Raw genomic sequence first — 13869 nt, forward strand, 5'->3', positions numbered from 1 at the left:
TATTTGATTTTTATGTTATCCTTTTTAACATACATTAAATACAAGGCCATAATTATCGTACGACCTTTGATTTGTATTACAAATAGTGAATGAGAAAAATATGTACCGAAAGGAGAACGTGGCATCAAGAAGAAATGAAGAGTCAGAGAGCAAGCAGATGCTAGTTGTCTATTAAAAAGGCAGCTTCCAAGGCTTCCGCTTTAATTTTTCTGACTATTCGAATAATTAACCTGTCATTAAAAGTTTAAAATCTAGAAAAGGAATGATCATCAATGAAAGATAAATTTGCCCAACGAGCTAGTCTTGTAAAATCCTCTGAAACACGCGAAATTTTAAAAGTAACGGAACGACCAGAAGTGATTTCATTTGCAGGAGGACTTCCAGCGCCGGAGCTATTTCCCGTTGAAGCAATGAACGATGCGTGCCGCGCCGTATTAAATGAAGACGGAGCCGCTTCGCTTCAATATAGTACAACAGAGGGGTATATTCCTTTACGAGAAGCAATTTCTAAACGAATGCAGGACATCGGCATTGAGTCCACGGTTTCGAACATTTTAATTACGTCCGGATCTCAGCAGGCAATCGATCTTACCGGAAGACTGTTTCTTAATGACGGAGACGTGGTAATCTGTGAAAGTCCAACGTATCTAGCAGCCATTAACGTCTTTAAATCTTATAATGCAACGTTTGTAGAAGTGGACATGGACGAAGACGGAATGATCATGGAAGAGCTAGAGAAAAAGCTTCAGGAAAATCCGCATGCGAAATTTATCTATACAATTCCAGATTTTCAAAACCCTACAGGGCGCACATTAACGCGAGAAAGACGTCAGCGAATGATCGAGCTTGCGAACGCATACGACGTTCTAATTGTAGAAGATAATCCGTACGGAGGCGTTCGATTTGCAGGAGAAACGCTGCCGCCAGTTAAGCATTTTGATACAGAAGGCAGAGTTATTTATATCAGCACATTTTCTAAAATCTTTGCACCGGGTCTTCGGATCGGCTGGGTGTGTGCAGATGAAGCTTTTATTGATAAGTACGTAGCGTTTAAGCAAGTGGCTGACTTGCATACGGACAGCTTTGCTCAGCGCGTAACGGCTAAGTACATGGAGCTTTATGATATCGAAGAGCACATTCAAAAAATTAAAGCCGTATACAAAGAGAGATGTACCCAAATGTTATCGTGCATCGAAGAATTTTTCCCGGAGAATTTGTCTTACAGTAAGCCAGAAGGCGGATTGTTTATTTGGGTGGAACTGCCCCAAGGAATTGATTCAGCGCATATCTTTTCAGAATGTCTAAAAAACAACGTAGCCTGTGTTCCGGGAACTCCTTTCTTTCCAAACGGAACAAGAAACAATGCGCTGCGCTTGAATTATTCTAATATGTCTGCTGAACAAATCGTTGAAGGCATGAAGCGCATGGGAGACGTATTGCATCGTGAATTGACAAGGGAAACGACTGTTTTATAAAAAGAATGGAAAAATCAAATAAAGCAATATTATTGATTCATGAAATATACGGTGTGAACAATCATATGAAGTTTATGAAAGAGAAATTGTCTAAGTTAGAGGCAGATATTATCTGTCCTAACTTATTATCTAAAGACGCTCCTTATAGCTATGAAGAAGAACGAATGGCTTATCAAAACTTTGTTCAAAACATTGGTATTGATGAGGGTTCAAGACAAATTACTAACATGTTAATTCAACTAAAACAGGAATATGAAGAAGTAGGAGTTATAGGCTTCAGTGTAGGAGCCACAATATCGTGGCTATGTAGTGAAAACAATTTGTGTGACTTTGTGATAGGCTGTTACGGATCGCGTATTAGAGACTATATAAATAGACGTCCTGTGTGTCCAACTCTTCTTATTTTTCCTGCTGAAGAGCAAACATTTGATGTAGACTCTTTAATAAACTCATTAGAGCAAAAAAGAGAGCCGCTTTTGAAAATCAAAAAGTTTTATGGATTTCATGGGTTTATGAATCCTTTTTCAAAAACCTTTAATAAAGAATCAGCAGACCAAGCCTTCCAAACCATAAGTGATTTTCTCGAAAAAAACTTAGCTGATAACTAGGGTTATACTGAAAGTGATACCTTACAATAAGTAGAAACTGACCCTTTTTCAGTGCGTATACATGTATTAACATTTTCTTTAGACGTATCGAAAAGGAGCGAGATTATGCTAAAGTCAGTTGAACTTGTAGGAACAGCGGTAAAGCTAGTGCCGCTTGAAAAAATGCATGAGCAAGGACTCTATGAAGCTGCAAAACCGAAAGAAATTTGGGAGCACCTCCCGGTGAAAGTTCATAGTCTAAATGATATAAAACAGCTGATCAAAAGTGCTTTAATAGCCAAGCAAGAAGGAAGAGAGCTTCCTTTTGCTGTATTTGATATAGAGTCACATTCGATTGTAGGAAGCACGAGATTTTTAGATATATCGCTTCCTAACAAAAGCGTAGAAATAGGGTGGACGTGGTATCATCCATCCGTGTGGCGAACGCGAGTTAATACGGAGTGTAAGTATTTATTATTAAAATACTGTTTTGAAGAGCTGAAGCTTCACCGCGTTCAATTCAAAACGGATGTACGAAACAATCGGTCTAGAAAGGCTATTAAACGCTTGGGTGCCATGCAGGAAGGCATCAGCAGAAAACATATGGTTTTACCTGATGGATACGTACGAGATTCGGTTATCTTCAGTATAATTGACGACGAATGGCCGTTTGTCAAAAAGCGACTAGAAGGTTTTTTACATGCAGCCAGTCAGGGAAATAAAGAAAATGCCAGCAATTAATGGCATTTAAAGATAAAAAGCACAAGCTATAGCTTGTGCTTTTTATCTTTAAAGAGCTTCTTTAATAATTTTTTTATAGTAAAGAACAGATAAAATACCAAAAATAGAGTAGAGTGCAGTATAGACAATCATGACAATAATCATTGGTGTCCAAACCTCTGTTCCAAACAAGAACCAGCCGGATTGCACGGCAAAATAACTGTGAAGTAAGCCGATGACTAATGGGATGCCGAAGTTAAAGAGCTGCTTTATTTTAATGCCTTTCAATAAATCTTTTTCTGTGAAGCCGAGCTTTCTAAGAATGGTATAGTTTGGCTTTTCATCTTCACTTTCGTCCATTTGTTTAAAATAAAGAATGCAGCCTGATGTAATTAGAAATGCCAGTCCTAAAAAAGCAACAATGAACATGATTAGGCCCATATTTTGTTTTTGACTCACTGCCATTTCTATACGCGAGTTATTTAAGCTATCATCGCTAAATTTTATCTCTCCGAAAAGCTCATTTGCTTTTGGTAAGTTATCTTCATTTGATATGTCTATTCCAGTGTAGACAGAAGATTCTTTTTGAATAGAGGGGTCCGCATCCTTTTTTAGCTCATTAAATACGTGATCGTCTACAATCGCAGTAGGCAAACCGCCGCCTGTAAAATAAATAGGTAGAAGAAACTTTCGGTTTAATCCTACAAACTTTTGTGGAATTACTTTTTGCTTTCCTTTTAGCTCAATACGCCCCGAATCTTTAAAGGCCATTGTTTTTTGAAGCATATTATTATAGCCGGTAAACAAGGTTTCGTTTTGAGCTAGATTTATGCCATTAACTGATTTTTCACTGATCATTGGAATCGTCATAGCGGACGAATCCACCATCGGGCTTTCCAAATCATTTTCTAAGATGTTTTTTACGTTTGCTTTTACTTGGATGACGTCGATCTTTTTTTCCGTATATGCTATTTTCTTTCGATCCAGCGCGGCTTTAAACGAAGCGGCGTCTTTTGAATTATTGATAGCAAAATCGTTAGGTACATAGTCTCCAGCCGACTTTTCAGCAGAGTAATAGGAAATGTAGCTCAAACATAAAAAACCGATAGCAAGAGCGGATACGGTTGTAATAACCGTTAGTAATAACGCGTTTGATTTCATTCGAAACATAATCGAAGAAAGAGATAATACATCGTTAATTGACAAATAGCCTTTTTTGCTTTTTCGCATAAGATTTAATAAAAATCGAACCGAGCCTTTATAAAACAAGTAAGTACCTATGATAACTGAAGCCAAAATAGATATCATTGCGATTGCTAAAGCATTCATGCTGGTAAAAGAGCCGTCAAATAATTTGGCGGAAATGTAATAGCCTGAAGCGATAAAGGTAATGCCGAGAATCCCAATAATAATTTCAGCTATACTGATTTTTTTTAGTTTGCCTTCTGTCGATGAAGTGACTCGGAATAAAGCTAAAATAGTTTGTCTTTTAATAAAAAGGTAGTTCATCGTCATAATCAGCAAATAGATAGCGCCGAACACAATCAGCGTTTGAATCAAGGCTTCTTCAGAAAAATGAAGCTTGGCAATGCCTTTTGTATCGGTGATTTTAAACAAAATCATAATGACCGCTTTTGAAAACGAAAACCCAATTAAAATGCCGACAATCAGTGAGGCAAAATACAGCATAAAATTTTCAACGGTCAAAATACGGAAAATTCTTGTTTTGGTCATGCCAATTAGCTGAAATAAGCCAATTTCTTTGCTGCGTCGTTTGATGAATATCGTGTTTGCATATAATAGAAAGATAGAAACGATGGCTACAAGTAAAACGGAAGCCGCTCGAACCGCTGCGCCTCCTTTAATGGAACCTTTGGTTGCATCAAGAGCCGGATCATACTGCAGCGTTACAAAAGCAAAATATAAAGCTGCGCTGAACATCAGCGCAAAAACGTATAAATAATAGTTTTTTACATTCTTTTTGAAGTTTCGAAAAATCAGCTGATTAATGTTCATGTTGAACTCCGCCTAGCACGCCTTGAGTTTTCATAATATCGTCAAAAAAGGCTTTTTGCGTTTGATCGCCTTTGTACAGCTGCGTATAAATTTGTCCGTCTTTTATAAAAATGACTTTGCTGCAGTAGCTGGCTGCCACTGGGTCATGCGTTACCATCACAATACTTGCGCTTCTTTTGTCATTAAGCTCGGTCAGTTTGTTTAACAAATCGCTTGCCGCTTTTGAATCAAGTGCACCGGTTGGTTCGTCAGCAAAAATCATGCTTGGCTCATGAATAAAGGCTCTTGCAGCGGAGGTACGCTGTTTTTGTCCCCCGGAAATTTCACTTGGATATTTGTCTTTCAGCTCATAGATGCCGAGCTGTTTGGCTAGCGCGTCAAATTTTTTGTGAGCTACTGCTGAAGGAGTTTTCGCAACGGAAAGAGGCAAGAGGATATTTTCTTTCACTGTCAGCGTATCGAGCAAGTTATAGTCTTGAAAAATAAAGCCTAAATGTGTTTTTCGGAAGTTTGCTAACTGCTTTTCTTTCATTCTGCTAATTTCGTTTCCTTCAATTTTGATGGTTCCTCCGTTGATTTTATCAATGGAGGAAAGCACGTTCAGAAGCGTCGTCTTTCCTGAGCCTGAAGCGCCCATAATTCCTACAAATTCTCCTTTCATAATGGTAATATCTACGCCTTTTAATACTTCTTGTCTATTAAATTTATTTCCGTAGCTTTTATGAATATTAGTTGCTTCTAATATGTTCATATGTATTCACTCCTTTAATCTGATACGTTTATTATAGAAAAAGGGCTTTAGCTTTTCCTTTGATTCACCGAACAAATAACGAAAGCATGTGACATTTTTGTCACATGCTTTTCATATCCACAAAATCATTTGATTTAGGAAAGGCAAGTGTAAACGTTGTGCCTTCATTAAGAGCAGACTGCACGCCAATGTGAATCGAAAGAGCGTGGGCAGCTTTTTGAGCTAGATACAGACCCATGCCAGTGGCACGGCTGTCTTCATGCTGCGTAGTTGAGGTGAAACCTTTCTCAAAAATGCGCGGCATATCTTGAGGAGAAATGCCCCGTCCGTTATCTTTTACCTCGATGTATACTTGACCATGGTGCTCGTAGCTTCTAATCATCACATCAGATTCTTCACTGTACTTGACTGCGTTTGTTAATAGCTGTCTCATAATAAACGAAAGCCACTTTGCGTCACACAGTACACGTTCTGCCTGTAGGTCCACATCAAACCCAATATTTTTTTGCATGCACCAAGCTTGCAGCGTTTTGATTTCAGTGAAAATAAGGGACTCTAAATCCAGATGTTCAATATACATATCATTTTCGATAAAGAAAATGCGCTTTTGATGCAGCTGTTGATCAAGTAAAAAGTGAATACGGAGCCACTCGAACGTCAAGTTTGCTTTAACTTCTCGATTTTCTAAGCGTTCAATTATTAAATGCATTGCAGTTAACGGCGTTTTAATTTCGTGAATCCAAGCTAACAGTTCATCTTTTTCCTGCGTCACATGCAGCTGAGTTTGCACGCCATCTTTTTTCGCTTGTTCTAATTGTTGCATCAGATTTCGCTGAACAATCTTTTCAAAAGGACGCAGCGGATGAGAAAAAGTAGAAGAATCAAAGAAGTCTTCTTCATCTTTTAGCTTTTGATAAAATTTCGTTTCTTTGTGATAGCGGAAGACGCAGAAAATAAGAAAGATAATCGATGATAAAAACACGATATAGAGAATCGAAGACAGAGGAATAGATTCATCAATATACGCGATAAATAGCATGAAAAAATGTATGATAAAAAAGAAAAGAATCCAGCTTAGACGCTCGCGAATAAAGAGTTTAATCATAGCGTTCCTCTTCAATGGCTACGTAGCCTTGGCCGACTTTTGTTTCAATAAAAGTTCCCAGTCCAATTTCATCCAATTTTTTTCGCAGGCGATTGACGTTTACCGTCAGCGTGTTGTCACTGATAAATCGTTTATCTTCCCACAAACTATTAATCAGTTCATCTCGGCTTACAATCGTATTCTTTTTATGTATTAAGCATTTTAAAATAAAGATTTCATTTTTGGTTAAATCAATAGCTGTAGATTCGGTTGATACTTTATTTTTTTCGTAATCAATCGTTGCGCCTTGCCACGAAAGAAGGTTTACTTGCTCAACGCTGTAATTATACACGCGGCGGAGAAGGGCTTGTATTTTTGCTACAAGCACATCAAAATGAAACGGCTTTTGCACAAAGTCGTCTGCTCCAAACTGCATAGACATTACCATATCAGAAGGATGATCACGTGAAGATAGGAAGATGATAGGGATTTTCGAATGAGAACGAATCATTCTGCACCAGTGAAATCCGTCATACTTCGGCAGCTGAATATCCATAATAACCAAATCAGGTTTTACCTCGCTAAACTCCTGCATAACGTTACTGAAATCACGGATGCCGTAAACATCATAAGACCATTGCTCCAACCGCTCTTTCAGTTCGTTAAACAGCGTTACATCGTCTTCAATTAAAAGAAGTTTAAACAATAACACGTACCACGCTTTCTGTTTTTATACTTATTTTATAGCAATATCCTTTTATTTACCATATGTGATAGTAGATTCACCGGCGTTCTTTATAAAATGTGAAAGAATAGCTTTCGACGAGCATAGTTTATAAACATATATTGAACTCTAGCGAGAAAAGGAGAGCTGTTATGAAAGCAATGGTATGTACAAAGTATGGTAAACCAGATGTTCTTCAGCTTCAAGAAGTGGAAAAGCCTATTCCAAAAGAGAATGAAATACTGATAAAAATTTATGCCACCACGGTCACATCGGGCGACTGCAGAGTGAGGAGCTTTAATAGTCCACTGCTGTTGTGGCTTCCAATGCGAATAGTTTTAGGATTACGGAAGCCTAGAAAATCAATACTAGGTGTAGAGCTGGCCGGAGAAGTAGAAGACGTCGGAAAGAACGTAACGCGGTTCAAAAAAGGCGACCAGCTGTTTGCAATGACAGGTATGAAGTTCGGAGGATATGCGGAATATATCTGCTTACCAGAAAAGGGGACAATAGCCGTAAAGCCAGAGAATGTAACCTATGAAGAAGCCGCCTCTATTTCTTTCGGCGGCACGACGGCTCTGCATTTTTTTAGAAAAGGAACCATTCAAACCGGGCAAAAAGTGCTTATCTACGGTGCTTCAGGTGCCGTAGGAACTGCCGCTGTACAGCTTGCTAGCTATTACGGAGCTGAAGTGACAGGCGTGTGCAGTGCTAAAAATAGTGAACTAGTAAAGTCTTTAGGAGCAGACCGCGTCATCGACTACCAAAACGAAGATTTTACTGAAAAACAAGAAAAATACGATCTTATCTTTGATGCCGTTGGAAAAATCACAAAAAATCAGTGCAAGGCAGCGTTAGCCTTAAATGGACGCTTTGTTTCGGTCGAAGGGCAAGGAATTGCCAAAGTGCAGACGAAAGATTTATTACTTCTTAAAAAGCTGATAGAAGAAGGGCAGATTAAATCAGTGATTGATAGATGCTACTCTTTAGAACAAGTTCCAGAAGCTCATGAGTATGTAGAAACCGGACATAAGATAGGGAGCGTAGTCGTTACGTTAAAAAAGTAAAAAAGAGAATCTCTATAAAAGATCCTCTTTTTTATGATATTAAACTTTACTCTCCGCCTTTAATCCAAAGTTCAAGAGGAAGCCCTACAAGGTTCTTTCCGATCCATTCTCTGGCAATATTATTAGAAGGGCCCATAGCAATGCCCGCTCTGGCATCTCGGAACAAACGTTCAATAGGGCCTTTTTTATAGCCGTATCCGCCGCTTACATCCAATGCAATTCGCGTTGCTTTGTTGGCTACTTCTGAAGCGTGCACTTTAAATTCAGTCAGCGGGAGGGTAAGGACACCTTGTGCTTTTTGTTCAGCTTGTAAAATATCAAGCTGTTCTGCCAAGTCAATTTGCCATGGTTTTGTGCTTTCAATGAGGACTTTTGCTTCAGCAATCTGCTGGCGAATGACTTGATAGTCGCTAAGCTGGTTATTAAAATCGCGGTGAATCGTTCGCGTTGCATGGTTAACCGCAAGCTCTAGCGCATGTTCCGCTACTCCAAGCCAAGCAGAACCAAGGCCAATTAAATAAATAGGGGAAACGCCGTTTAAGACGATTTCTTTCCCTGTTTCTTCACTGCCTAGAAGATCTTCTTTTGGCACGTGTACATTTTTATAAGAAATCGGACCGCTGTGATTACCGCGAACGCCCAGCGCTTCCCATGGACTTGCGGTGATGCCGTCTGATTTTCCATCTACAATAAAAAAGCTAATATCCGTTGCTTCTTGTGCTTCAGGGCTGCGTGTTTGAACGACATAAAAATCAGCTTGCCCGGCGCTCGTAGTAAATGATTTGTCAGCATTAACTACATAATCTTCGTCATTTCGCTGCGCTTGACTGAAGTTGTACCACCAGTGTCCTCCTGAGGCTTTTTCACTTGTAGAGTACGTACCAATCAGCCCTTGGTCAATTGGTTGTAACCAACGTTTCTTTTGATCGTCATTTCCGTACAGCGTGATAGTTTGAATCGCTCCGACATGCATCACGTAAACTAAAGCAGTAGAAGCACAGGCTTTTGCAATTTCTTCAGCTACAATCGCAAAAGCCACGTGATCAAGTTCTAAGCCGCTGTATGCTTTTGGTACAAGAATATTTCCCCAGCCTGCTTTAATAAGCGCTTCTAAATTTTCTCGTGGAAAAACGCCTTCTTCATCTGTAAGGGCTGCATTAGGCCGGATCACTTCATCTACAAGAGAAGCGATTTTCTCGCGGATGGACGCGTAATAAGCGCGCGTTGATTGATTGTATACAGGACGTGCAGAAATTTCGACTGACATAACATACCTCCAAAAATTTTAATGTTTGTTACGATAAACTATTTACAATGCGCCCGCTTTTTCTTTTAGTTCCTGTTCTTTTTGTCTTACGAGCGGAATGATGGTTTCGCCAAACGTTTTGATTTCTTCTTCATAATGTAAAAAGCCTGTCAAAATAATGTCCACGCCGATTTTTTTCAGTTCGATAATTTGATTGGCGACTTGTTCGGCTGTTCCGATAAGGCCAGTTCGAAAGCCATCATTGTACTGAACTAAGTTTTCAAATGAAGAGTTTGCCCACATGCCTTCACCTTGAGGAGAAGCTTTGCCCGCGAATTTCACTTGACTTTCAAACCCTTCAACGGCTTCTTTATCCGCTTGTAGAACAATTTCTTTTAGCACTTGTTTTGCTTTTTCTTCTGTTTCACGGACAATGACAAACCCGTTCACGCCGAATTGAATATCACGGCCGTTTGCGTTTGCTTTTACATCTTCAATTTGGTTTTTTAAGTTTTCAATCGAGTTGCCGTTCATGAAATAAACGTCTGATACTCGGCCTGCCATTTCACGGGCGGCTTTAGAGTTTCCTCCTTGAAATACTTTTGGCGGCTGAAGAGGCTTTGGTTTTAGCGGTGCGTCATTTAATCGGTAAAAGTCTCCTTTGAACGTAGTCGTTTCGTTTTTCCATAGTTCTCGAAGCACGTTAATAAATTCTTCAGAACGGCGGTAGCGCTCGTCATGATCTAGCCATGGTTCGCCGTAGCCGTTAAATTCGCCTTTAAACCAGCCGCTTACAACGTTCACAGAGACGCGTCCGCTGCTGATATGATCAATAGTCGAAATGATTTTAGCAAATACGCCGGGATGCCATAGCCCCGGAAGAACCGCTGTAATAATGTTGATTTTTTTAGTAGTGGCAGCCAGTGCAGAAGCGAGAGTCGCAGCTTCTAGTTGATTTTCAGCTCCGTAGCTTGCAAAAAATCTAGTTTGCAAGAGAACATAATCAAAGCCCACCTGCTCGGCAATTTGCGCATACCGGCTGTTTGCTTCAAATGACCACTCTGTTTTTTGAGGAATGTTGGAAATGACAAGGCCTCCGCTTACGTTCGGGGCCCAATAAGCAAATTGCAAACTCATATGTAACGCCTCCTTAGTTAAGTAGTGAAAATAAATGAGCTGGGTAAAACATTCATCTCCTTAAATGCCAAAGGCTCTTATCTCGCTTCAAGTTGAAGAGAAGATAAGAGCCTTCAGTAGCCTGACAGGCGGTACGGATGCTGAATGTACATATAGTTATATCACCGGTTATTCCGATAGTCAAAGTGAGTTTTAAGAAATTTAAAAAGAATGAAATCGTAATTAAGTTTAACTAAAGAAGGAAGAGATCATCTATTTTAACCAAAAACAAACTTGACTTATAGGGATAGTGAGTATACTATTCAAATATGTTAAACTAATGAGAAATAAACATCTATTTTTTCTAAATAAATAGCCGTTTAAAAACGATCGACCAGACGACTGGAGATGCTTTGAACAATCAAAGCATCTCTTTTTTATTTGTCGTAAAAAGGAGGAAGTATACGTTGAGTGAAAAAAGAAAGCTGAAGCTAGGAGCAAATATTAAAGGACTTGGAAATACGACGGATGGATGGAGACATCCGGACGTAGAGCCTGATGCGAGCATTAATATTGAGTTTTACAAGAGGCAAGCGCGTATATTGGAAAAAGGACTGTTCAGCTTTGTCTTTATTGCGGATGGGTTAGCAATATCAGAAAAGTCCATTCCTCACTTTTTAAATCGTTTTGAGCCCATTACGCTGCTGTCAGCTATTGCTGCTTCTACGAATCACATCGGTTTAGTTGGGACGGTTTCAACAAGTTTCAGTGAGCCTTTTACCATCGCTCGTCAGCTGATGTCTCTTGATCATATCAGCGGTGGGCGAGCGGGATGGAACTTAGTCACTTCTCCACAAGAAGGGGCAGCGCGCAATCACAGCAGAGGATATCTTCCTCTTCACAGCGAGCGATACGAAATAGCAAAAGAGCATCTCGACGTAGTAAAAGGGCTGTGGGATTCGTGGGAAGATGATGCTTTTACCTATCAAAAAGAAACCGGTCAGTTTTTTGATCCAAAGAAAATGCATACTCTTGGATTTAAAGGCAAGCACTTTCAAGTTCAAGGGCCGTTAAATATTGCTCGTTCAAAGCAGGGACATCCGGTTGTGTTTCAAGCGGGTTCATCAGAAAGAGGAAGAGGATTTGGCGCAGAAAATGCGGATGCGATTTACACCAATGCACATACACTAGAAGAAGCGCAGGCATTCTATCAAGATATGAAAAATAGAGCAAGAGATCACGGCAGAACCCCTGAAGAACTTCTCATTTTTCCAAGTATTGATTTAATTATAGGAGATAGCGAGGAAGATGTAGAAAGAAGATATCAAGAGCTTGCCGCTTTAATTCCAATCGATCATGCCATTACATATTTAGCCCGTTTTTTTGATGATTATGATTTTCATCAATTTGACGTAAACGCACCGTTTCCAGAGTTAGGGGATATAGGAGCAAATGCGTTTCAGAGCACTACAAATAAAATTAAACAAGCGGCAGCTGCTAGGAAGTTAACGTTAAGACAAGTGGCACTTGAAACGGTTTTACCGCGTTCGCCGTTTTCAGGGACGCCGGAGCATGTAGCGAATGAAATGCAAAAATGGCATGAGCAAGAAGCAGCGGATGGATTTGTGCTTCGCCCGTTTATGAGCGATACGTTTCATCAGTTTGTGGAAAAAGTGGTGCCTATTTTACAAGAGCGTGGGCTTTACGATACTTCTTATAAAAGCGATACGCTGCGCGGAAATTTGAACCTTTCCGTTCCAGCCAATCGATATAGTCAAACAAAGGAGGAGTATGTGTATGACAGTCAAATTAATCAGTGAATACAGCGTCACAGAAAGCTTAAAAAAGCAGGTAATTGAGTGGAGAAGACATTTTCATCGCTATCCTGAATTATCGTTTCAAGAACACCGAACGTCTCAGTTTGTTGAAGATACGCTTCGTTCGTTTGGAAGCTTTATCATTACTCGTCCTACCCCAACAAGCGTGGTGGCTAGATTAATAGGAAAAGAAGAGGGAAAAGTGGTTGCGATCCGGGCGGATATGGACGCGCTGCCGATTGAAGAAGAAAACACGTTTGCATTTGCCTCGGTTCATAAAGGCGTGATGCATGCATGCGGACATGACGGTCATACGGCTATTTTATTAGGAGTAGCTTCTGTTCTTTCTCAGTTAGGAGATGAATTTAAAGGAGAAATCCGCTTGATTTTTCAACACGCAGAAGAGCTGCTGCCAGGAGGGGCACAGGAGCTTGTTAAAGAAGGCGCGATGGAAGGTGTGGATTACGTAATTGGCACGCATTTGAATTCTGGTCTTCCCATCGGAGAAATCGGCGTGCTTGCAGGTCCTATGATGGCTTCGCCTGACACGTTTAATATATCGATTAAAGGAAAAGGAGGACACGCCGCAGCGCCTCACGAAGCAGTTGATGCTATTGTTGTAGGAGCGCAAATTGTGACGAACCTTCAAACGATTGTTTCAAGAACGACCAATCCAATTGATAAATTAGTCGTATCGGTTACACAATTTCACGGAGGAACTACGCACAATGTACTTCCTGATAAAGTGGAGCTTAACGGTACCGTTCGCAGCTTTGACGCAGCTCTGCGAGAAAAAGTTCCGGCACAAATTGATCGAATTGTAAAAGGACTAACAGAAGCCTACGGTGCAGAGTACACGTTTACGTATGAAAAAGGGTATCATCCCGTCATTAATTCTGAAGAAATTACAAGGTTAATTGAAGAAACAGCTATCGAAGAATATGGAGAAGAACGTGTAAAGACGCTGTCTCCTAAAATGGGAGGAGAAGATTTTTCAGCTTATCTGCAGGAAACGGAAGGAGCATTTTTTAACATCGGAGCACGAAATGAAGAACAGGGCATCGTATACCCTCATCATCATCCGAAGTTTACGGTAGATGAAGACTCGCTTGAAATTGGAGTAAAGATGTTTTTGCGCATAACAGAAAAGCTATTGGCTCGTTAAAAAAAGAACAAGAACCAAATAGGTTCTTGTTCTTTTTTATGTATTCTTATTTCGTATCCTTATAATTCGTCGCAAATCCTGCTGCAATTAAACCAATCAAA

Annotated in this window: 12 protein-coding genes; 6 read left to right on the forward strand and 6 right to left on the reverse strand. The window is 39.9% G+C overall.

Annotated features, from left to right (window positions below; genetic code table 11):
• The first annotated feature begins 272 nt into the window (after positions 1 to 272).
• From AC4NPH_RS19015 to AC4NPH_RS19025, 3 genes are all read left to right on the forward strand, one after another.
• Positions 273 to 1475: an aminotransferase-like domain-containing protein gene (locus tag AC4NPH_RS19015; protein ID WP_013058032.1), complete on the forward strand. Its 1203-nt coding sequence runs from the start codon at positions 273 to 275 to the stop codon at positions 1473 to 1475.
• 5 nt (positions 1476 to 1480) lie between these two features.
• Complete coding sequence (locus tag AC4NPH_RS19020) at positions 1481 to 2083, forward strand: dienelactone hydrolase family protein (RefSeq protein ID WP_097812246.1); 603 nt, start codon at positions 1481 to 1483, stop codon at positions 2081 to 2083.
• A 105-nt stretch (positions 2084 to 2188) separates the two neighbouring features.
• A complete protein-coding gene (locus AC4NPH_RS19025) occupies positions 2189 to 2803 on the forward strand; it encodes a GNAT family N-acetyltransferase (RefSeq protein WP_097812245.1) in 615 nt (204 codons plus the stop codon).
• A gap of 48 nt (positions 2804 to 2851) precedes the next feature.
• Here AC4NPH_RS19025 and AC4NPH_RS19030 read toward each other — a convergent pair whose 3' ends face one another.
• The 4 genes from AC4NPH_RS19030 to AC4NPH_RS19045 form a co-directional block, all read right to left on the reverse strand.
• Complete coding sequence (locus AC4NPH_RS19030; protein ID WP_097812244.1) at positions 2852 to 4798, reverse strand: ABC transporter permease; 1947 nt, start codon at positions 4796 to 4798, stop codon at positions 2852 to 2854.
• On the reverse strand, positions 4788 to 5549 hold the full coding sequence (locus AC4NPH_RS19035; protein WP_029323043.1) for an ABC transporter ATP-binding protein: 762 nt from the start codon (positions 5547 to 5549) through the stop codon (positions 4788 to 4790). Before AC4NPH_RS19035 ends, AC4NPH_RS19030 begins: the two co-directional genes overlap by 11 nt.
• 100 nt (positions 5550 to 5649) lie before the next feature.
• Positions 5650 to 6654, reverse strand: coding sequence for a sensor histidine kinase (locus tag AC4NPH_RS19040; protein WP_013058027.1), 1005 nt, complete (start codon positions 6652 to 6654; stop codon positions 5650 to 5652).
• The gene (locus AC4NPH_RS19045; RefSeq protein ID WP_013058026.1) at positions 6647 to 7339 is read right to left on the reverse strand and encodes a response regulator transcription factor; all 693 of its coding nucleotides are present in this window, start codon (positions 7337 to 7339) and stop codon (positions 6647 to 6649) included. The genes AC4NPH_RS19040 and AC4NPH_RS19045 overlap by 8 nt, the downstream gene beginning before the upstream one ends.
• Before the next feature lie 170 nt (positions 7340 to 7509).
• On the opposite strand from AC4NPH_RS19045, the gene AC4NPH_RS19050 reads away from it, so the two are divergent.
• Positions 7510 to 8424, forward strand: a complete 915-nt coding sequence (locus AC4NPH_RS19050; RefSeq protein ID WP_097812243.1) for an NAD(P)-dependent alcohol dehydrogenase — start codon at positions 7510 to 7512, stop codon at positions 8422 to 8424.
• Positions 8425 to 8470: 46 nt separating this feature from the next.
• On the opposite strand, the gene AC4NPH_RS19055 is transcribed toward AC4NPH_RS19050, so the two are convergent.
• On the reverse strand, positions 8471 to 9691 hold the full coding sequence (locus tag AC4NPH_RS19055; RefSeq protein WP_013058024.1) for an acyl-CoA dehydrogenase family protein: 1221 nt from the start codon (positions 9689 to 9691) through the stop codon (positions 8471 to 8473).
• Between the two features lie 42 nt (positions 9692 to 9733).
• Positions 9734 to 10807, reverse strand: coding sequence for a dimethylsulfone monooxygenase SfnG (gene sfnG / locus AC4NPH_RS19060; RefSeq protein WP_013058023.1), 1074 nt, complete (start codon positions 10805 to 10807; stop codon positions 9734 to 9736).
• Positions 10808 to 11253: 446 nt separating this feature from the next.
• Here sfnG and AC4NPH_RS19065 point away from each other — a divergent pair, with 446 nt between their 5' ends.
• Positions 11254 to 12606, forward strand: coding sequence for an LLM class flavin-dependent oxidoreductase (locus tag AC4NPH_RS19065; protein ID WP_097812242.1), 1353 nt, complete (start codon positions 11254 to 11256; stop codon positions 12604 to 12606).
• Positions 12584 to 13768 carry a M20 family metallopeptidase gene (locus AC4NPH_RS19070; protein ID WP_013058021.1) on the forward strand — a complete coding sequence of 395 codons (1185 nt, stop codon included), beginning with the start codon at positions 12584 to 12586 and terminating at the stop codon, positions 13766 to 13768. The genes AC4NPH_RS19065 and AC4NPH_RS19070 overlap by 23 nt, the downstream gene beginning before the upstream one ends.
• Positions 13769 to 13869: the final 101 nt, after the last annotated feature.

The sequence above is a fragment of the Priestia sp. MDV22-iso46 genome, assembly GCF_058629175.1.